This window comes from Blastopirellula sp. J2-11 (genome assembly GCF_024584705.1).
Classification (GTDB): domain Bacteria; phylum Planctomycetota; class Planctomycetia; order Pirellulales; family Pirellulaceae; genus Blastopirellula.
This window is the reverse complement of record NZ_CP097384.1, coordinates 219844-240155: the sequence shown is the minus strand read 5'-3', so window position 1 is coordinate 240155 and position 20312 is coordinate 219844. Positions and strand designations below refer to the sequence as shown.

Here is a 20312-nt window from a genome sequence, read left to right as displayed (position 1 = left end):
TTTGAGGTTGCGCTATTTAGCAATTCAGGAAGTGTTGAACACGGGTGAAGCACGATAAAACAGGGTCCGAATCAGCCGAAAATCGTCACACTAGCCCGCCAGCGCAAGCGAGGGAATAGAGTTGGCGATCCTAACACGGATTGAATTGGCGAGCCGTATTCCCTCGCTTGCGCTGGCGGGCTAGTGTTCGATAGATTCGAAATAGCGCAACTTCAAAGCTTCAAAGCTCGCGCTGCGAAGAAAGAGCGCGATGTTCTATGGCTTTATTAGCGGTTGCGGATCTTCGACCTTTCCAGCTTCGCGCCGCCCCGTTCCCACTTGTCGCACATCCCCAATCTCGCGGCGTATCTGCGCAGCCAGTTCGGTAAGGTGCGCGACCACATCGGGATGCTCGGCTGCGACTTCTCGATCTTCGTGGACATCGTTGCGAACGTCGTACAACGCAACTTTGCCCTCTTTGCTAGCCGCCGGTGGAAGACGAAGGCCTGTCTTGGGATCGAGCGGAAGGTAGAGCTTCCAGCGTCCGGCGCGAATCGCCTGAAGTTGATCCATGTAGTAAAACGCGAATCCCTGTTCGTCCCAGGGAGAGTCGACCGACTCCTGGCCGAACTCAGGACGAGCGAACGCAATGCGGCTGATTTCGTGTCCATCAATATCGTTCTCTGGCAGCGGAGCCCCCACCAGCTTGGCGATCGTCGGCAACAGGTCCATGGTCGAGCAAACCGCATCGGTCGTGCGACCGGCAATGATCCTCTTCGGCCACCGCATCAAGCACGGCATCCGCATCGCGCCTTCACTGGTGTTGTAACCATCCCCTTGATACGGCAGGTTGCTCCCTTGCGGCGGATTGCGGCGCGGCGCTCCGTTGTCACTGGTCCAGATGACCAGCGTGTTCTCATCAAGATTGAGCCGCTTGAGCGTCGCCATCACTTGACCTGTGCTCCAATCAAGTTCTTCGACGCTGTCGCCGTAAGGGCCGTTTTTTGATTTCCCTTGAAACGCGGGACTCGAGAAGGGACGCTTCGTCGAGCCAGGCATCGTGTGGGGAATGTAAACAAAGAAGGGGCGATCTTTGTTTTGCTCGATAAATTGAATCGCTTCTTCCGTGCAGCGCTTCACCAAATAGTCGCGATCAACTGGCGCTTCGATCACCTGTTCGTTTCGCATTAGCGGCAGTTCGGGCCACAACTGGGGACGGAGGTCCTTGGTCATGTCATCGCTGTACGGAATACCAAAGAACGTATCAAAACCTTGCCGGGTCGGCAGAAACTCAGGCTGATCTCCCAAATGCCATTTGCCAAAGACGCCGGTTGCATAGCCGGCCGACTGAACCACTTCGGCGATTGTCGTTTCCGCCGGATTCAGCCCCTTGGTGTCGAGCGGTCGCAGCACGGCGCCCCCTTCGCCGCTTTCGTGCATATCGACCCGCAGCGGGTAACAACCAGTCAGCAGCGCCGCACGACTCGGCGTACAAACGCCGCTGGCGACATAAAAGCTGGTGAACTTGGCGCCTTCCGCCGCCAGCCGATCGATGTGCGGCGTGCGATGAAGCTGCGAGCCGTAGCAGCCGATGTCGCCGGTCCCCAGGTTATCGACAAAGAACAGGACAATGTTCGGCGGCGGCTCGTCGGCGCTAAGCGCCGGATCACAGAAACAGGCGAACAATCCGGCGACCAACAGCGCGGGCAAAACGACGCTGCGTGAGCAGGAACGGAGCGTAGGTTGGATCATGTGTGCAGTCGGCAGGCAAAAATCTAGCGGAATCATAGGACTTGTGATGTCTCATGATATCGCCGAACCAATGGCCAACGCAAAACATTTCTTCACGCCCCCCCAAACAAGGGCGTGGCCAGACGGTACGATGCGCCTGGCCAAGCTCCGTTCATCACTTCTCGCGAGATGAGCAAATGATGTTTCTAGGTTCCGAGAAAATTATGATCCGGCGTGTCGAGCACGACCGCCTTCAAATCGTCATGCAGCAATTGCAAGAAGGTCTTCAGGTCAATCGCAACCCAAACCGAGCGTCCGTCGGCGTCGTCGTACTTGCCATCGACGATCTCGCCCGGAGGCAGGACCAACACGTCTTGCTCTTGCTTGCGCATCACAAACAAGCGGCCGCTCCCATCGCTGCCGATCAGTTGCACAGGGCCTTCGTTGGGACCGCCAACCAGTTCGGTCGGGTCTCCTGCGCGGACATCCGCGATCCGGTCGATTGGCGAAACAAAGTAGCCGACGTGGACATCGGGCCAACTGACGCCGTCGCAATACGAATAGAATTCGGCCAGTCGCGTCCCGTCTTGCAGGCCGATCCGGTCGATGTGCTTTTGCACCTCTTCGGTCGGCTGAGGATCGGGAAGGACGTTTTCGCCCAAGGGAGTTCCAAAGTCAATTTCTTGCAGCTCGGCTAAAAGTCGTTTGACCGCCGAGCCCCATGATTGAATGTTCATGGCGAGTAGAAAAATCGTCCTTCTAAGGGTTCGTTAAAAATTACAGCGTGTCTTGTCCGACTGGCGGTTGCAAGATCGTTTTCAGGTAATCGAGGTACTTGGGGTCCTCGTCTTCAAATATATCGGCGCCAGCGGTCATGTACGCCATCGTAAACTCGTTGCCGGCGCGGGACTTATCGCCAAGCTCAAACTGAGCTTGCCCCATCCGCAAATGGAGAATCGGATTCCCCAGCCCGTCCGGACACATCGCGGCTCGCGTCAGCACCGCGGCCGCTTCGGCGTACTGCTCGCGGGCAAAATGAATGTCGGCCTTCGCCGCTAGCAGCCAGAGCGCCGCTTCCCACTGCGTTGGGGGTTGCGGCAGCAACTCCCAAGCAGCGTCAAATTTTTCGTTCGCCGCGTCCAAATCGCCGGCGTCAAACAGCACGTTCCCCGCTTGGCTCAGCTCGGTGACCTGTTCGTAGAGTGCGTCATCCAGTTCAGACATGTCGAAGTCCGGCCATCGGTTAAGCGTCAAAAGGGGGTTTGATTTCGCAGGCAATTGTAACACGTAATCGCCTACTTTGCCCATGTCGCCGCAGCGGAATCCCCCCTCCAATGAGTGCTTCAATTCCGGATGGTAATCAAAACGTCCGTCACGCGTCCCTTGATGACCAACGCGTAGCCGCCGTACTCCGCAAGACTCCGCCAGGCGGCTTGGGGCGAACAGAATGTCCAGCACTCGTGCGCGTCACTCGCTCTCGCGATAAATTCATCGAGCGCCGAGAGAAGCCCTTCCGAAGCGTCAGGCGACTCAAACTCTTCGCGCAAATTGGCCAACTCGACGCGATGCCCCAAACACTCGGCGATTCGCTCGTAAAACTTTTCCCGCCGTCGCTCTTCCGGCCCTACAGGCGCTTTGCCAAAGAGGATCGTCGACGGCGTACCGATCAAAGCCAGGATCTCCTCATCCGTGAGTTTCGAATCGCTCATCGTTCACGCCATACGAAAGCAGGAGGTCACGGTGACTCAGAAACGCAGTTCCATTTGGTTTCCGCCAGGGAAGCATTTATTTTAGCGATCGATGAATGGAAATGCGAATCTTCGCTGGCAAGCGGTGGTCAGAGCAGTCGCAGGGCAGGCCGTGCCTGCCGCTCTGACCGCTCTTCAATTTCCCAGCGCAAGCGAACGAGGTGAACGCAGGCCTCCCCTACTTTGCGGACGTTGTCTTCGTCTTCACGCGGCACAAATACATATCCACGGTGAGATACAAATAACCGTCGTCGCCAAAGGTGCAGTTGGCGGTTTTTTCGCCGGTATTAAGCAGACCGAGCTGCTTCCCTGCCGGCGTAAAGATATAGACGCCGCCGGGGCTGGTCGCCCAGATGTTGCCAGACGCGTCAATCGCCATTCCATCCGGCAAGCCCGGCATTTTGCCAACCAGGTCGGTCGCGTCAAACAAGATTTTCCCTTCGCCGATGCTGCCATCGGCGTTGACCGGATACTGCGTGATGGTCGCCGCGGCGGGGTCGCTTTGAGCGACGTACAACGTCTTTTCATCTGGCGACAGCGCGATGCCGTTGGGACGCGTCTGCTTGCTGGTGAGCAGTTCGACCTGGCCATCTTTCTTCAAACGATAGACGCCGCACCATGGCAGTTCGCGACCAGGATCGTCAAAGTTTTTCGGCAATCCATACGGCGGATCGGTAAAGTAGATGTCGCCGCTACTGTGGATCGTAAGATCGTTCGGGCTGTTGAGTCGTTTGCCATCATACTTGTCGGCCAAGACAATCCGCTCGCCGTCGACAAACTTCACCAGGTTGCGATCGCCATGGCAACAAGCGGTCAAATTCCCCGCAGCGTCGAGCACCAGACCGTTCGTACCAGGCTCTTTGCCGGTGAACGGCGTCTTGCCGGTATAGCCGCTCGGCTCCATGAAAACGCTGACCCCTTCTCCCGCTTTCCACTTCATCATGCGGTTGGGGGGAATATCGCTAAACAGCAAGTATTCTCCTTGCGGAACCCAGACCGGCCCTTCGCTCCAATCAAAACCGTCGGCCAAGACCTCAATCACCGCGTCGGCCGGAATCAGTTGGTCGATCGCCGGATCGAGACGCTGAATCTTGCCGATCGATTTGGGCGTTTCCGCCGCCACAGGCGAAATAAGTAGAGCTAGCATTCCCAGCAGGGCAAAAGTAATGCGCGTAATCGACATGGGGCGAATCCGGGAGGGTGCGATGAGAGAATCAACGAGCAATTTGCGATTTTATCGTAGCCGGAGCGAAAGCGCGACGCAAATATCGCCACGATGCCCATAGCGCGCAAAGAGAATCTATCCCCCCCTATGCCAGCATGAGGCAACGAAAAACTTCGCAGAAGCTTGGTTTTTGTTGACCCGGCCCTCTCCATTGGGTAAATTCGATTCCGCTCTCTTCCGGAGAGTCTCGCCTTCCGCTCGCCACTCACATTCCTACCCAGGTGATTCGACATGGTGCTCCGTCGTTTCGCTCTCGTTCTGTTGGCGGCCTGTTTTGCTTGGCCCCAACTAACGCAAGCTGCTGACGTGTTAGACGTTTCGAAATTGCCGGGAATCTTGCTCGACGATGCGGCGGCGCAAAAGGAAGGTCCTTGGCACGACTCCACTCATTCCGCTCCCTACGTCGGCGCAGGCTATCTCCATAGCGGCACCTCCAAGATGCCCGACAGCAACGCGCCCAAGTCGCTGACCTTCGCCACCGTAGTGCCGGAAGCAGGCGAGTACGAAGTTTTTCTGGCGTACAACGGCGGAGCGAATCGGGCCCAGCAAGCGCCGATCATCATCCAGCACCAAAACGGCGAATCGCGCCAACGCCTGAATCAACGCCCCGGTCCTAAGGGCCCGGCGTCGTTCCAATCGCTTGGCAAGTTTCACTTTCCATCCGACGAAAAAGCGGTCGTCAAAATCACCAACGACAATCCCGACGGCATCATCATCGCCGACGCCGTCTTGCTCGTCGCGATCAAGGATTTGCCAAAGCTGAAAAAGTTTGAAGCCAAGACGGTCGATCCCGGTGATAAAAAGGCCCAGCAGCAAAAAGAAGAACTTGCGACAGCGCCGCCGTTTGAGCGAATCGAGACGACCGGGCTGCATACCCTCACGCCGCGCGAATTGGACGAGCTGATCGAATCGGTCGCCGCGATCGACAATCCAACCCCGTTGGTCGATGACGAGTCGTTCCTGCGCCGCGTCACCTTAGACGCGATCGGTCGCGTGCCGACCGAGCAAGAATGGCGAACGTTCCTAGAAGATCCTTCGTCTGACAAACGCGCCAAGTTGATCGACCGGCTGTTGGCGTCAGAAGAGTTTGGCGTCAACTGGGCGAACTATTGGAGCGACGTCTTTAGCTATCGCACGCCGCAACCGGAACTCACCTTCCTCTCGTATAACACGCCCAAACATTGGCTCGCCGAGCAACTCAACAAAGGCGTCGGCTGGGACCAGGTCAGCTATCAACTGCTGACCGGCGTCGGCAAAGTCGCCGATAACCCGGCCGCGTTTTATGTCGGCTATCATCAGGCCGACGTTTCACGTCTCGCCGGCGAGTCGACCCGCATCTTCCTGGGCGCCCAGATTCAATGCGCCGAGTGTCACGATCATCCGTTCGTTGACATTCCGCAGGAGCGGTTCCATCAGATGGCCGCCTTCTTCGTCCGCACCAAAGCCGAATTGCCTTGGAACGACAGCACCCAGATTGTCGTGAAGAGCAAGCCCAAGGGCGAACATAAGATGCCGGAAACAAAACAGATCATGTTGCCGGCCGTCTTTGACGGAGAGCCGCTCGCGCAAGACACCTCCGACTTGGAGCGTCGCGCTCAATTGGCCAAGTGGGTCGTTTCGCCCGAGAATGAGCTGTTCGCCAAAGCGTACGTCAATCGGATGTGGGATCGTCTGATGGATCGCCCCTTCTGCGATCCGGTGGATGAGATCACCGACCTGGCCGGTTACCCCACGCTGCCCGAAGTGCACAACGCGGTCGCCGAGCATTTTGTCGCCAACCGGTACGACTCCAAGGCGCTGTTGCGGTTGATCCTCAACAGCCAGGCCTATCAACGCCAACTGCCAAAGACCGATGAGCATCACGGCCCGCTAGAAGCTTCCTCTCCCGAGAAGCTGCGTAGCGACGAGATCTTCGCTTCGCTCGCCGCGGCGATTGATCTGCCGAACCTCAAGGGAGAACAAAAGAAGCCGACCGGCGATGAACGTTTTCCGCCTCCTCCCAAAAGTACGCAAGACCTGGTCCGCGACGCGTTTGGTTATGATCCGTCGCTTGGCGATCAGTTTCGCCCACAAACGATGCAGCAAGCGATGTTCATGATGAACAACCGCCAACTGCAAGCGCAGATCGCCGCCGACGAAGGCGCCCGCACCAAACTAGCGAAGATCTTGGCCGACAACCCCGACGACGCTCAGGCGATTGAAAAGCTATTCGTCAACGTGCTGGGTCGTCGCCCGACTGACAAAGACGCCCAGATCTCGCGCGACTACTTGAAGCAGGTCGACGATCGCCGCGCGGCGTTCGAGGATTTGCTTTGGAGCCTGATTAACTCGGCCGAATTCACCACTCGTCGCTAAGTGAGAACTTGCTCATGATTCAGCCGTTTTGGAATTTGCATGCCGGCCGAGACGGCGTCTCGCAGCGCCGAGGTTTCTTGAAGCAACTTTGCGCCGGCGCCGCAGGCACAGCGGTCACGCTCTCGTGGCGCGACATGATGATCGCCCAGGCCGACGAGCTCCGCAAACGGGGCAAGTCGATGATCTTGCTCTGGATGGACGGCGGTCCGAGCCAGTTTGAAACGTTCAATCCCAAGATCGGCTCGAAGAACCAAGGCCCCTCCACCGACATCGCGACCAACTTGCCCGGCGTACGGATCTCCGAATATCTGCCCGAGACCGCCAAGGTGATGGACAAGATCGCGTTGATTCGTTCGATGCATAGCAGCGAGCGAGATCACTTTCGCGCGATCAAATTGGTCCGCACCGGCTATCCGATCAACCCGTCGATCGCTTATCCCACTTGGGGATCGGTCGTCGCGCGCGATCGCTGGGATCCTGGTTACGCGTTGCCGGCGTTCGTGCGCATTGGCGCTCCGCGGATCAAAACTCGCGATGTCGACGCCGGCGTCCTGGGACCCCGTTATGACTCGTTCAAAATCAACACGGCTGGTGAACTGCCGGAAGACGTGTTGCCCTCCGTAAACTCGCAGCGACTGCAGCGCCGCTTGGCGTTGTCCTCACAGTTCGATCAGCAGTTCGCATCCACAGGCGGCGCCGATCGCGTGCATGAGAAGCAAGAGATCTATCAGCGAACCAGCCGCTTTGTGCTGAGCCCAAAGCTCGACGTCTTCCGACTCGACAACGAGCCCGACAAGCTCCGCGATCAATATACCCGCAGCAACTTCGGCCAAGGCTGTTTGCTGGCTCGCCGTCTGGTCGAACATGGCGCGAGTTTCATCGAGGTTTTCAGCTCCGGCACGACCGGCGACCAAGGGTGGGACACGCACAAAAACGGCTGGAAAGAAAATCCCATGCTCGCCGGCGAAATCGATCAGGCCTATGCGACCTTGCTGCGTGATCTGGAACAACGCGGCATGCTGGAAGACACGCTGGTCGTCTGGATGGGCGAGTTCGGTCGAACTCCGAAGTTCAAACCCGACGGCGGCCGCGAGCATTATTCGGACGGTTGGATCACCTGTCTCTCTGGCGGCGGCGTCAAAACCGGCCAAGTGATCGGCGCAACCGACAAAGACGGCGTCCACGTCAGCGATCGCCCGGTCGGCGTGCAGGACCTGTTCGTCACTTTCTGCAATATCTTGGGGCTCGACCCGCACGAAGAATACGTCACCGACCAAGACCAACCGCTAGCGCTGGTCAAAGGGGGCGAGCTGATTACGGAGCTCTTTTAGGCTCCATTTCTTCGTAGCCCGCAACCCACCAACGACGTTTGGCCCCCAAGTCCCCTTTCACGAAGCGAACGGGGACGATTTGCTCGATGGTTGCGCACGCTGGGTGATGGTGGAATCGATCGCTGGGCGCCCCGACCAGTTCGTTCAGAACTGGTCGGGGCACGCGGTGCGAAGCGATCAGGCCGTGTTTTGCATGTCGGCGCCAAACATCATGGGGACATGGCCGCCTGCGGCCTGAAAGCATCCCTTATTTTGTCGATTGACAAAGCGCACAGATCAGAGGTCCACTACCAACGAAATCCCGATTCAGCCAACAACAATAATTTGGCGGCCGAGAAGGCCGACTTGAGAGAGCGATGCTGCGCGCGGACCATTCCGAGCGCCGATCCACCAGATCGCCAACGCGGTAGGGTGGATGGAGCAAGCGAATTCCGGCGACCAAGATCAATCGACATCGCCGCTTGCGCAACCCACCGATGATGTCGTGTCGGCAAGCAGGTTTTTGGTGGGTTACGCAAAACCGGTCATGTCAATCGAAGATGGTTAAATCGATCTCGGTTTTTGCTCCACCCATCCTACGAAAATTCACACAACGCGGTCCGGTCCATGGTTTCAACCCGAAAAAACAGCGGTCCGGTCCAGTCCTGGGCTGGGGCAACCCGGAAATACAGCAGTCCGGTCCAGTCCCAGGTTTCAGCCCGGAAAAGCAGCAGTCCGGTCCAGTCCCAGGTTTCAACCTGAAAAAACAGGGGCCGGTCGGGGTGTCACAATACGCACCTTCGAGCAAGCGAAGAAAAATATTGGTCATCGGCAATGCGCACAAAAAAACGCGCCCCATGCGGAACGCGTTCTTCGTTTTGGATGGTGAAATGTCAGCCAGATCGTTATTTCTTTTCGATCGCCCGCTTCAGCGCGGTTCCCATGTCGGCCGGGCTTTCGGCGCCCGCGGCAACTTTCGGCTTGTCGTACTTCGCCTCGCTTTTGGTTGGCGCTCCCGCACCAACTTCATAATTTTCGTTGGTCTGAATGCGATCTTCAAACCAGTTTTTGCTGATTCGCAGTTCCATACTATTGCCCCTATTGTGGAAGAAACTTTGCTGCTTGTTCCTCTGTCATCTCGAAATACCGTAGCGGATGCGGATCGTACGCAGTGTCAGGGCCGAGGTCGGTCATTCCACACTTTTCTCGATAGAAAAGATCGGCCTGTGGTAGCGAATGAAGACCAATTCGACCGCGGTTCCCTTCATCACGACTCCGTTGAATTGCAGCTGCGACCATCACCGTTCCAACTCCCTTATACCGTACGAAGTCAGGAACATCACGGCGATTCCAGGGAGCCGCCTCCAAGTACTCGACATAAACAAGATGCTGGTTGGCCTGCGTTGGTATTCGACATCGCTTGATGGTGTTGACGATCATCAGGCCCTGAGTTCGACCGTCGCACTCAATCGCAAACGATTGAAATCTGAGCTGAGCCGAAAAAAAACTCCACTTCGCTTCCCAATCCCAGTGACCATGTTGCTCTCCTTCCGCAACGATCAGAGGTTTCCAGCAGTCGGCGTGATCGTCCAAATGCCGCTGGAGAATCGCATCGTAAAGTTCCGCGGAAACCAGCTTTCCCGACATTCCATGACGGAGAAATACTGCGGATGAAGAACTACTCACAGCACAACTAATTCCGATTTTACTTTGGTCGTTTCATTTTCGAACAAAAGTCGTTCTCCTTGTTCCATCCGAATGTCGACCGCCTGATAAAGTCGAAGCGCTTGGCGCATGAGTGCAGTTTTATTCAGACCCTTCTTTTCACAAAGTTCGTCGAGAACTTGCATCTCGCGATCGGTCAAATTAAGGGTCATCGTACGTTTGTTCATGATGATGTCTCCAATATCACTTATTATTCGCCGCGACATCCCGATGACAACTATTTTTTGGCTAAAAAATAGCTGCTCAGCGGCTAATGAACTTTGTCGTAGGCTCGATAGCCCACCAACATGTGGACTTAACACACGGCTTTAAAAGAACTTACGCCTATTGTAGACGCCAAAATCACGTCTCCTCAGGCGCACAAAAAAAACGCGTCCCATGCGGAACGCGTTCTTTGTTTTGGATGGTGAAATGTCAGCCAGATCGTTACTTCTTTTCGATCGCTCGCTTCAGCGCGGTTCCCATGTCGGCCGGGCTTTCGGCGATTTCGACGCCGGCGGCTCGCAGCGCGGCGAACTTTTCGTCGGCCGTTCCCTTGCCGCCCGAGATGATCGCGCCGGCATGGCCCATTCGTTTGCCGGGAGGAGCGGTTCGTCCGGCGATGAACGCGGCGACCGGCTTATCGACGTTGGCTTTGATGTATTCGGCCGCTTCTTCTTCGGCGGTGCCGCCGATTTCGCCCATCATCATGATCGCTTCGGTCGCGCCATCTGCTTGGAACATCTTCAGCAGGTCGATAAACGAGGTTCCGACGATCGGATCGCCGCCGAGCCCGACGCAGGTCGACTGGCCCAATCCCAAGCTGGTCAGCTGCCAAACCGCTTCGTAGGTGAGCGTACCGCTGCGGCTCATCACGCCGACGGGGCCCTTCTTATGAATGTAGCCCGGCATGATGCCGATCTTGCATTCCTCCGGCGTAATCACGCCGGGGCAGTTGGGGCCGATCAAGACCGAGTCAGAGGCTCGCACTTTCTCGTAGACCGGAACCATGTCGAGGACCGGGACCCCTTCGGTGATCGCGATGATCACTTTGATTTTGGCGTCGAGCGCTTCGAGAATCGCATCGGCCGTGCCAGCCGGCGGCACAAAGATCATCGTCGCTTCGCAACCGGTTGCAGCGACCGCTTCTTCGACGGTATCCCAAACCGGCAAGCCTTCGACTTCTTGGCCACCTTTGCCCGGCGTAACGCCGCCAACCATTTTGGTGCCGTACTCCAGGCAACCCTTGGTATGGAAGCCGCCGACGCGGCCGGTGATCCCCTGGCAAATGACCTTCGTATCTTTGTTGATCAGGATGCTCATTGGAACAGCTTCTTCTCGAGGTGTTTTAGCCTAAGGGAGTTTATTAATCTTTGTAGGGTGCGTCGCGACGCACCTTGTCACGTTTTGAAATGTTGTCAGGAGAGAAAATTGCTCCTAACCGCATTCCCTCGGCTTGCGCCTCGGGCAAGTGTCCAAGTTGTCAGCAGACGCTTACGCGACAGACGCGACAACCTTTTTCGCGGCGTCGGTCAAGCCGTCGCCAATGATGATCGGGATGCCCGACTCGGCCAAGATCTTGCGGCCCTGCTCGACTTCGGTTCCTTCCAAACGGACGACCAACGGCACGTTAAAGCCGACGCTCTTGTACGCTTCGACCACTGCGGTGGCGATCGTCGTGCACCGCATGATGCCGCCAAAGATGTTGACCAAGACCGCTTTCACGTTCTTGTCGTCCAGCAAAATGCGGAACGCCTCGGTGACTTGATCGACGTTGGCGCCGCCGCCTACGTCGAGAAAGTTCGAGGGTTCGCCGCCGTGCAGCTTAATGATATCCATGGTCGCCATCGCCAAACCGGCGCCGTTGACCAGACAACCGATGTTGCCTTCGAGCTTGACGTAGCTGAGCCCGGTATCGGCCGCTTTGACTTCGGCCGGTTCTTCTTCCGACAGGTCACGCAGCGCCACGATCGCCGGATGACGGAACAAGCCGTTGGTGTCGAAGTTCATCTTACAGTCGAGTGCGATCATGTCGCCCGAGCCGGTGATGACCAACGGGTTGATCTCCAATAGGCTGCAGTCGGTGTCGACGTAAACCTTGCAGAGCCCTTGAATAAACTTGTAGGCGCTTTTGATCGCGGCGCCTTCGATGCCCAGCTTTTTGCAAAGCTTGCGAACCTGGAATGCGTCAGGACCGCGGGAAGGATCGAAATGCTCTTTCAGAATTTTTTCAGGGCTATGAGCGGCGACCTCTTCGATTTCGGTCCCCCCTTCGCTCGACATCATCAGCACCGGCTTGGCGGCGGCGCGATCCAGCACGATCCCCATATAGAGTTCGCGGGCAATGTCGCACCCTTCTTCGACCAAAACCTGGCTGACCAGTTTCCCCTCGGGGCCGGTCTGAATGGTGACCAGCTCTTTGCCCAGCAATGCGGCGGCGACCGCTTTCGCCTCGTCGGCAGATTTGACGAGTTGGACGCCGCGTTGGTCGGCGTTCTCTTTTACCGTCCCCTTGCCGCGCCCGCCGGCGTGGATCTGAGCTTTAACAACGGCGATCTTGCCGCCGAGCTCTGCGTAGGCCTTGGCCGCCTCTTCAGGCGTGGTGGCGACGATGTTGCGCGGGACGGCGACGCCTGCGTCGCGGAGAAGCTGCTTCGCCTGGTATTCGTGAATTTTCATCGACTAAATCCGACTGAGTCGAGGCGTCATGGTGCGGTAAAAGCCGGATTATCGATTCAGAACGAAACAGGGTCAACCATAGCGCTTTTGTGGTTGATGAACCTGAAGCTATTTTCATGCAGGAAATAGAGACGCAATTTGAGCATGCCGCGCGAAGGGGATTCGCTCGACAAACGTAAGGCTTAGACGCCGAACGGAGTCGTTCGCTTCACCGGGCGCAAAGCGGCGGTCAAAGCAATCAGCGAAAAAACGAAACCGGCGAAAATCAGGCAGGATTGGATGGCGAGCATTTTAAAAGTCTCCAAACTTGGGGGAAGTTGGCAGACTTAATAGGCGAGCGCTGTGCCAAATGCTTCGGAGGCGAAAACATCCCGAATATCGGCCCTAAATCTTATCCAAACTACCATCTGCGGCCGATAAATTACCAATCGCGCCTGCTAGCAGGTATCAATCTGACTTCGCGCCTCGCGATGTGAGACGAAATCGCGACACACGGGACGATTAACGCCTAGACTCGACAACGCCGCAAGCGAACAATTCAGTCGCTTGCAAAGACGCCATGCCGAACTGCGTTCCCCCCGCCGAACCGGAGACCATGATGCGCAGCCTGCTAATTATCCTCGCCATCGCGACCGCCCAGGCCGGGTTTTACTTCTGGCGGCTTCGCCCTGCTCAGTTTGAATGGGAGAGCCTGAGCGGCGTCGCGCTGATGACGCTGACCGTGATCTTCTGGTCGGCGGTGCTGCAGATCGCTTGGCGCGACAAAGCTGATTCAGCGGTAGATGCTGAACCCCAAGATGGCGATCCGAGCCGTTCGCAGAGATATCTGACCAGGCCCCATTGGGCAGGCCTGTTCGTATTGCTGGCGATTCCGTCGACCCTGGGGGTCGCCGGCTGGTCCTATCTGAACGGCGAAGAGGCTTATCGGGGATTCCAACAACGGACGCTTCTCGCTCACCAATCACCAGGCCCAAACGGAGGCTTCTCCGCCATCGCCAGCCGAGGGCGTTTTCCCACTCGCTATTACGCCCATACCTATTTGAATGAGCGTCAGGCGACGCCCGACTTCGGATCGCAACGCATGGTCAGCACTCGCATCGAGGCCAAAATACCGCTGTTGATTGAGAAGATCCGCAGCGGCGACAAAGCTCAAATTCGACGGATGATTGATGCTGGAGCAGATGTGAATGCGGCCAATCCCGAAAGCGGCCTGACCCCGCTCGACGAGGCATGGCATTGCGGTGACCCGACGATCATAGAAATGCTGGAGCAAGCAGGAGCCATCCCATCGCCGGATGCATAGCCGCACGCAGCGGTCGAGCTGCTTCGCGCAGCGTTACTTCGGAATGGCCAGCCGCCGGTTGAGCAGCAAGAACCAGATCGCGAGCCCGCCGAAGGTGACGCCGGCGGTTAGCATGACGTTCCAATCCATGTAACAGCCAAACCCAATCAAGGCGCAAAAGAGAATGAGATACGACATAAGCCATCCGCGTCCTGAAAAGTGACAGTTATCCATTAGGAAGCCTGTCATACGGACGGGGCAAGTCAAATCGCTACAAGCGGGATTTCCGAAACAATCGCCAACTATCGTTGAGGATCTTGCTACGGACGCTGGGCGTCAAGCCGATTATAGAACCGGCTCTCGCTCCGCAAAATCTGATGGTAGATGCGGTATTGATCGATCGAACGCTTGACGGCGTTCGGCCCCACCGGCTGAAGTTGCGGATCGAGAAACGAAAGTTTTTTTGCAATGCGGTCGCTATAGATGTCCCCGTCACGAGCTCCTAAACAGGCCAAGTCAAACGCCGGCAGCTCTTCTCCTAGCCGGCTCTCAACCAACCGAGCTCGCACAATGACCGGCCCCGGTCGCCCGCTGCTATAGTCGCGCGAATGCCGCACATGGCTAGCCGGCAACAAGACGCCCTGCTGCTGTTGGTAGGTGTTGAAAAACCAATCGTCGACCAGCGTTTCGTCCCCCTGCTTTTGTGTGATTCGCCGCGTCACTAGCGAGCACCCAGTGGCCAGCGAAAAAATATCGATCGTGCGATACGGCGAATCAGTCGGTTCGTGCCGCATCACCAAAAAATGGCGATCACCCGTTTGATCAATTTGGGCGGCGACAATTCCTTCGGTCTCCTCATTGCTGAGTTCTTCGATTCGCTTGCGGCAGATGTCGATCACGTTGCTGCCGGCGACCGAAATGAAAAGCGCCCGCGGATCGGCCATCGGCCCCAACGCGAACGGCCGCATCGGTTCGACCGGCTTATGGCGCACGATCCGTCTCGGCAATAGAGAATCGGCGGGTATCGCCTGTTTATCGATCCGCTGCGGATCGCGCGGAAGCGTACGCAGCCCCAGCACTTGGCTAGGGCCTGCAATGATCTGTACTAATTGTTGAGCCGGGATAATGGTCGACCTGGCGTCCAGTCGTCGCGGCAGATGAAACAACCGCGGGGGCTGGAGCTGCACATACTTGTAATAGCAAACGTCGGTCAAAAAATTGGCCGCAAACTCAACATGCGCAGTCGTTTCACCAAAACCGATCTCGGCAATCCGCGTCCCGTTGGGGCGCAGCCCTACGACTCTGCGATACTCTTTTTGAAACAGCTGGTACTTGCCTTGCCAGGTGGTCAGCTTGGCTTGATTCGCCGTTTGCTCATCGATGATGCGCTGCAGATATTCAATGGTTTGCAATGGACTAAGCTGGCTAGTACGAACATCAATCAACTTCGCTTCCAGCTTGTTGGCAAACGACGCAGTCGCGTCTGCCTGCGGCGTTGTCTGCACCACATTGGCCGACGCGACGGCGCTCCAGACCAACAAGAGGAAGAACGAGAGTGAGGATTTCATGCGAGTAACTATTTTCCGTTGGCTAACGTCTTGCGGTCTTGGCTCAGGCTCTCATTAGCTTCGCCTCCCACTCACAGACGCCGCGCATGGGGCGAGAGAACCGCCGATCATAACCTTACTTATACCGGTCTGACCGCGACCGCGGCAAACTTATTCCTAGACCAAAAAAGGCGTCAGGAAAACTTCCTGACGCCTGCATAACGCAAAATAAATGCACGCATTCTCGCTTACGGCTTCACGGCGTAAACCTTCACGCTCGCCGCGTACTCGTTGATGTCATATTTCTGCAGCAGTTCGGTCAAACGCTGATGGATACCGGGTTCCAGCACTGCTTCATTGCCGCCGCAGCAACCGGCGTCGATAATCGCCAGCGGATCGTCGCTCATCGTGGGTGAGCAGCAGCCGGCCTGATTGTCGACGCTGGCGTAGGCGTTGAGATCGGCCTGGTCGTCGACCACTTCGACCGCGGCGAAACCGGCGTCGAGCAGACCTTGGCGATAATCGGCGATCGGAATCGCTCCGCCGATGCAACCGACCAGGGCCGAGATATCGCCTGCCAACTCTGGCGGCAGCGGCTTCTTTAGCGCAATGTCACTGACGGCGACCCTGCCGCCGGACTTCAAGACGCGGGCAATCTCCTGAAAGACGGCCGCTTTGTCCTCGGCAAGGTTAATCACGCAGTTGCTGATCACGCAGTCAACGCTGTTATCATCAAGCGGCATCGCGTCAATCGTCGCCAGGTGAAACTCGACATTCGTCAGCGGCGGGTTACTGCTGGCGGCGTTCTTGTTTGCTAGATCGATCATCGGCTGCGTCATGTCGATGCCGATCGCTTTGCCGGTTGGGCCCACTTTCGCCGCCGCCAAGAAGACGTCGAGACCGCCGCCGCAGCCGAGATCGACAACCACTTCCCCTGCTCGCAGATTGGCGGTGGCCGTCGGATTGCCGCACGACAACCCCATGTTGGCGCCGGCCGGGATCGAACTAAGTTCGGCGGCCGAGTAGCCGAACGCCTCGGCGATCGCTTTGACGCCAGCATGTTCGCTGGAAAGGCCGCTGGTCGCAACCGCGCCGTAGTTCGACTTGATTGCAGCGGTGTTTTCGTTGGTCATCCTGTTCCCCTTTGAATCGAATTAGACGGTCGGCAAGTAGCCCAAAATTTTCGTTTTGATCTCGTCGCGCACGCGGCGGAACATCAACATCTTTTCTTCGTCGTCGCCGGTCGCATCGGCCGGATCATCAAAGGGCCAGTGCAACGTTTGCTTGGCGCCAGGAAAAACCGGACAAGCCTCTTTGGCGTTATCGCAAACGGTCACGACCAGATCAAACGGCTGGTCGGCGAACTGGTCAACATGCTTGCTCTCGTGGGACGAGATGTCGACGCCCAGTTCGCTCATCGCACGAATCGCCAGCGGATGAACGTAGCCAGAAGGTTTGGAACCGGCTGACTCCGACTGCCAGGCGCCTTCGCTCAAAGTCTCGAACAAGGCCTCGGCCATTTGCGAACGGCAGGAGTTGCCGGTGCACAGAACTAAAACGCGTTTCATCAAGCGTGCTCCTATTTTTGATGGTTGGAAGGAAATCTATTGAATGGCCGCTGATAGCGCCAACTTGGCCATCGACAGTTGATAGCAATGTTCAAACTGAGGACAGCGGCGGCAAGCGTCCCATTGCTCATGATTCACGACGACACGCTTGCCAGATGTCACCAATCCGCCCGACTTTTGAATTTCCACTCCTAGCGCCTTACCAGATACGGTTCTGCCGGCCGGCAGATGAAGTACGTCGGGGAACATTTTCGAGTAGCAATCGGGAAGCGGCTGATTCTCCATCATATGGCTCCCTTTGTTGCCGTAATCGACTCGGACGATTGGTTCGCAAACGACGACTGCGTTTTGACGCAAAACCGCACCAGCATCAGCATCACCGGCACTTCGATCAAGACGCCGATGACCGTCGCCAGCGCGGCGCCTGACGACAAACCGTACAACATCGTCGCCGTCGCAATGGCGACCTCAAAATGATTGGAAGCGCCGATCATGGCGGTGGGCGCCGCATCTTCGTACGAAAATTTCATCCATCTTGCGACGGCGTATCCCAGCGCGAATATCAGGATCGTCTGCAACAGCAGCGGGATCGCAATCCATACGATCGTCAGCGGATTGCCAAGAATCACTTCCCCCTTCAGCGAAAAGAGCAGCACTAACGTCGCCAACAAAGCGGTGATCGTGACCGGGGTCAGCCAATGCAGAAACTTCTCTTCAAACCAGGCTTTTCCTTGGGTGCGAATGATCGCGATTCGCGATGCGTAGCCGGCCGCCAGCGGTAACGCTACGTAGACGGAGATCGACAGCAGCAACGCCTGCCAAGGAACGGGAAGCTGACCAACCCCCAGCAGAAAACCGCCCAAGACGCCGTATAGCAGCAACATGGTGAGCGAGTTGATCGCAACCATGACCAGGGTCAAGCCATCGTTGCCGCGAGCCAAATATCCCCAGACCAACACCATGGCCGTGCAGGGAGCGATTCCCAACAGAATGCAACCCGCCAGATAGCTGCGCCACAAGGGAACCTGCAGCATCTTGACTCCGTCCACCAAAACGACGGTTCCTGATCCGTAGACGTCGCCTTCCACCAGGTTGACGCCTAGCGGCGGTTTGACCAAATCGACGGCATCCTCCCCAATCAGCGGCAGAAACAGGTACCCCAGAAAGAACAATGCAATCGCGTACATGGTGAACGGCTTGACGCCCCAGTTCAGTAGCAACGTCAACCCGACCGGCTTCCAAGCTTTGCCTGCCTGAACGACTTTGGCAAAGTCGATCTTCACCATGATCGGATACATCATAAAAAAGAGACAGAGCGCGATCGGGATCGAAATGACCGGCGCATCCCCCACATAAATCGCCATTTGATCTAGCGAACGAGCCACGCCTGGGACCACTTTTCCGAGCAGAACGCCGCCGCCGATGCAGAGCAAAACCCACACGGTCAAGTATCGCTCGAAGAAGCCGATTCCTTTCGACGGTTCGTCAGCGCAACGTCCAGAATTCATGTCCATATCAAATTCCAATTCACTTGCTACTCTAGGCACTATATTCGCTTAGGCGAATATATAAATCAAAAAAAAGGAGTCATTCGCAACAATCGCTTTCGCCGCACGATGACAAATAGTCGCGATCGGCGGCAAGTTGCGGCAGCAACTCGGCGCTATCCGTAACGCATTTCAACAGCGTCTGATGAAACTTGCTGGCCGGTTGAATCAAACGGTAATACTGCCACAGCCCTTCCTTGCGAGCGGCGACCAGGCCTGACTTTTTCAAGTAGGCCAAATGTCGCGAAGCGGTCGGCTGCGGCACGTCCAGCACGTTGACCAGATCGCAAACGCAGAGCTCTCCCTTACGCAGCAAATGCAAAATCCGCAACCTGGTCGGATCGGACAAAGCGCGAAACGCTAGCTCGGGATTTAGGGCCTGGGTGATCGTTTTCATGCTTGAACCATTACATTCGCTTAAACGAATATAGTGTTCGTCGCGGAAAAGTCAAGGAGAGATCGCACGTCGCCTTGCCTAATTCGGCTGCGCCCGAGGGAGATATCCCTAAAGACCGATTATTTCTCAAGTTCGTGGCGATTCAGAATGACCAGACTGTCGCCGGTACGTGCTCCCAAGTAAACATAATCGCCGCGAGCCGCCAGACCGTAAGTTCGTTTCGCCAAAGGATCGCTAAACGATGTCAGAAATCGTGGTTTCGCGGGATTGGAGATATCGACCACCGCTACTCCATCTCCGCGGACCATCGGCAGGTAAGCTCTATCTCCAACAACTGCACAGCGATTCGGCTCACCCAGTCGTTCATCCACCAATTCTCCTTCGAGACTCGGCATGGTCGTATCAGAGAGCCTGGCAAGATTGATGACCGCCATCGCATCCCATGGCCAACACGCAGCGTACATCCGGTCGCCGACGACGACGCCAATCACCTGACTGAGATGTGGGGCGAGCACCTCCCCCACGATTCGCGGTTTCACCGGATTCTCAACGTTAACCACGACCAGGCGATTCGGATGGCCGAAAACGGTTCCTACCAGTGCATAGTTCCCATGCATCGTAACGCAGTAGGCGCCGTCATCGGCCGTGGTTACCTGCACGTGACTGACTACCTGGGGGCGTGACTTGTCTCGTGCGTCGACAATGTACAGCCGCTTCTCGGCTTGATGAGACATGTAACAGTACCCGTCTCGATACGCCATTTTATAGAGGGGGCCTTTGCTTCCCGGCTGACCGATGCGAACCTTGCCCAGTAATTTCATCGCGGCGGAATCGGATACATCGACAATCAGGAGATACTGGCTATTTTGCGACGCCAGATAAGCGGTTTCGCCTTCCAAAGCGAAACCAGTAATTTGATCCAAATCCGGATCGCTGAACGATCCTACGATGGTGGGCGCTGCCAGGTTTTTGATCGAGCAGACGGTCAAGCGACGCCCTTCCCGACAAGGCAAGTACGCGAGATCGCCGCTCAAGAAGATGTCTTCTACGCCGTTCAACTGCTCGCTGTCGACCAACGTGCCCACGATCGGAGATCCCGCCAGCGCCGGCTCGCCGCCAGAAATCAGACTCGCGGCCACCCCCATCAGAAGCATAACTTTGTTGAAAAAGGACGAAACTCGCTGCATTGCTCACTCCTGTGAATCCAACCCCGAGAGGAGGCGAACCCATCCCTTCTTCC

The 20312-nt window shown here is 56.7% G+C and carries 21 protein-coding genes; 3 read left to right on the top strand and 18 right to left on the bottom strand.

What is annotated here, in order from left to right:
• Window positions 1-255: 255 nt before the first annotated feature.
• The 5 genes from M4951_RS01040 to M4951_RS01020 all read right to left on the bottom strand — a co-directional run bounded on the left by M4951_RS01040 (window position 256) and on the right by M4951_RS01020 (window position 4641).
• Complete coding sequence (locus M4951_RS01040) at window positions 256-1731, bottom strand: sulfatase (RefSeq protein ID WP_262024630.1); 1476 nt, start codon at window positions 1729-1731, stop codon at window positions 256-258.
• Between the two features lie 185 nt (window positions 1732-1916).
• Complete coding sequence (locus M4951_RS01035) at window positions 1917-2447, bottom strand: hypothetical protein (protein ID WP_262024629.1); 531 nt, start codon at window positions 2445-2447, stop codon at window positions 1917-1919.
• Between the two features lie 40 nt (window positions 2448-2487).
• The gene (locus tag M4951_RS01030) at window positions 2488-2934 is read right to left on the bottom strand and encodes a tetratricopeptide repeat protein (RefSeq protein WP_262024628.1); all 447 of its coding nucleotides are present in this window, start codon (window positions 2932-2934) and stop codon (window positions 2488-2490) included.
• A 119-nt stretch (window positions 2935-3053) separates the two neighbouring features.
• Entirely contained in the window at window positions 3054-3419 is a 366-nt protein-coding gene (locus M4951_RS01025; protein ID WP_262024627.1) for a hypothetical protein, read from the bottom strand.
• Between the two features lie 217 nt (window positions 3420-3636).
• On the bottom strand, window positions 3637-4641 hold the full coding sequence (locus tag M4951_RS01020; protein ID WP_262024626.1) for an SMP-30/gluconolactonase/LRE family protein: 1005 nt from the start codon (window positions 4639-4641) through the stop codon (window positions 3637-3639).
• Window positions 4642-4914: 273 nt separating this feature from the next.
• Here M4951_RS01020 and M4951_RS01015 point away from each other — a divergent pair, with 273 nt between their 5' ends.
• Both M4951_RS01015 and M4951_RS01010 read left to right on the top strand, forming a co-directional pair.
• Window positions 4915-7038 (top strand): DUF1549 domain-containing protein, encoded by a 2124-nt coding sequence (locus tag M4951_RS01015; protein ID WP_262024625.1) that lies wholly within the window; start codon window positions 4915-4917, stop codon window positions 7036-7038.
• Window positions 7039-7052: 14 nt separating this feature from the next.
• Window positions 7053-8369: a DUF1501 domain-containing protein gene (locus M4951_RS01010; RefSeq protein ID WP_262024624.1), complete on the top strand. Its 1317-nt coding sequence runs from the start codon at window positions 7053-7055 to the stop codon at window positions 8367-8369.
• Window positions 8370-9253: 884 nt separating this feature from the next.
• On the opposite strand, the gene M4951_RS01005 is transcribed toward M4951_RS01010, so the two are convergent.
• The 5 genes from M4951_RS01005 to sucC form a co-directional block, all read right to left on the bottom strand.
• Window positions 9254-9436, bottom strand: coding sequence for a hypothetical protein (locus M4951_RS01005; RefSeq protein WP_262024623.1), 183 nt, complete (start codon window positions 9434-9436; stop codon window positions 9254-9256).
• 10 nt (window positions 9437-9446) lie between these two features.
• The gene (locus tag M4951_RS01000) at window positions 9447-10034 is read right to left on the bottom strand and encodes a hypothetical protein (RefSeq protein ID WP_262024622.1); all 588 of its coding nucleotides are present in this window, start codon (window positions 10032-10034) and stop codon (window positions 9447-9449) included.
• Window positions 10031-10240 carry a ribbon-helix-helix protein, CopG family gene (locus M4951_RS00995; RefSeq protein WP_262024621.1) on the bottom strand — a complete coding sequence of 70 codons (210 nt, stop codon included), beginning with the start codon at window positions 10238-10240 and terminating at the stop codon, window positions 10031-10033. Before M4951_RS00995 ends, M4951_RS01000 begins: the two co-directional genes overlap by 4 nt.
• 259 nt (window positions 10241-10499) lie before the next feature.
• Complete coding sequence (gene sucD, locus M4951_RS00990; RefSeq protein ID WP_262024620.1) at window positions 10500-11375, bottom strand: succinate--CoA ligase subunit alpha; 876 nt, start codon at window positions 11373-11375, stop codon at window positions 10500-10502.
• Window positions 11376-11546: 171 nt separating this feature from the next.
• Window positions 11547-12731 carry an ADP-forming succinate--CoA ligase subunit beta gene (gene sucC, locus M4951_RS00985; RefSeq protein WP_262024619.1) on the bottom strand — a complete coding sequence of 395 codons (1185 nt, stop codon included), beginning with the start codon at window positions 12729-12731 and terminating at the stop codon, window positions 11547-11549.
• A 595-nt stretch (window positions 12732-13326) separates the two neighbouring features.
• On the opposite strand from sucC, the gene M4951_RS00980 reads away from it, so the two are divergent.
• Window positions 13327-14034: an ankyrin repeat domain-containing protein gene (locus M4951_RS00980; RefSeq protein ID WP_262024618.1), complete on the top strand. Its 708-nt coding sequence runs from the start codon at window positions 13327-13329 to the stop codon at window positions 14032-14034.
• A gap of 33 nt (window positions 14035-14067) precedes the next feature.
• On the opposite strand, the gene M4951_RS00975 is transcribed toward M4951_RS00980, so the two are convergent.
• The 8 genes from M4951_RS00975 to M4951_RS00940 all read right to left on the bottom strand — a co-directional run bounded on the left by M4951_RS00975 (window position 14068) and on the right by M4951_RS00940 (window position 20259).
• The gene (locus tag M4951_RS00975; protein WP_262024617.1) at window positions 14068-14211 is read right to left on the bottom strand and encodes a hypothetical protein; all 144 of its coding nucleotides are present in this window, start codon (window positions 14209-14211) and stop codon (window positions 14068-14070) included.
• A 122-nt stretch (window positions 14212-14333) separates the two neighbouring features.
• On the bottom strand, window positions 14334-15581 hold the full coding sequence (locus M4951_RS00970) for a hypothetical protein (protein ID WP_262024616.1): 1248 nt from the start codon (window positions 15579-15581) through the stop codon (window positions 14334-14336).
• A 227-nt stretch (window positions 15582-15808) separates the two neighbouring features.
• Window positions 15809-16693 (bottom strand): methyltransferase domain-containing protein, encoded by an 885-nt coding sequence (locus M4951_RS00965; protein WP_262024615.1) that lies wholly within the window; start codon window positions 16691-16693, stop codon window positions 15809-15811.
• Between the two features lie 21 nt (window positions 16694-16714).
• Entirely contained in the window at window positions 16715-17128 is a 414-nt protein-coding gene (locus M4951_RS00960; protein WP_262024614.1) for an arsenate reductase ArsC, read from the bottom strand.
• A 36-nt stretch (window positions 17129-17164) separates the two neighbouring features.
• A complete protein-coding gene (locus M4951_RS00955) occupies window positions 17165-17416 on the bottom strand; it encodes a hypothetical protein (protein ID WP_262024613.1) in 252 nt (83 codons plus the stop codon).
• The gene (arsB, locus tag M4951_RS00950; RefSeq protein ID WP_262024612.1) at window positions 17413-18642 is read right to left on the bottom strand and encodes an ACR3 family arsenite efflux transporter; all 1230 of its coding nucleotides are present in this window, start codon (window positions 18640-18642) and stop codon (window positions 17413-17415) included. The genes M4951_RS00955 and arsB overlap by 4 nt, the downstream gene beginning before the upstream one ends.
• Window positions 18643-18715: 73 nt before the next feature.
• Window positions 18716-19072, bottom strand: a complete 357-nt coding sequence (locus M4951_RS25570; RefSeq protein ID WP_315985751.1) for a metalloregulator ArsR/SmtB family transcription factor — start codon at window positions 19070-19072, stop codon at window positions 18716-18718.
• 119 nt (window positions 19073-19191) lie between these two features.
• Window positions 19192-20259: an LVIVD repeat-containing protein gene (locus M4951_RS00940; RefSeq protein WP_262024611.1), complete on the bottom strand. Its 1068-nt coding sequence runs from the start codon at window positions 20257-20259 to the stop codon at window positions 19192-19194.
• Window positions 20260-20312: the final 53 nt, after the last annotated feature.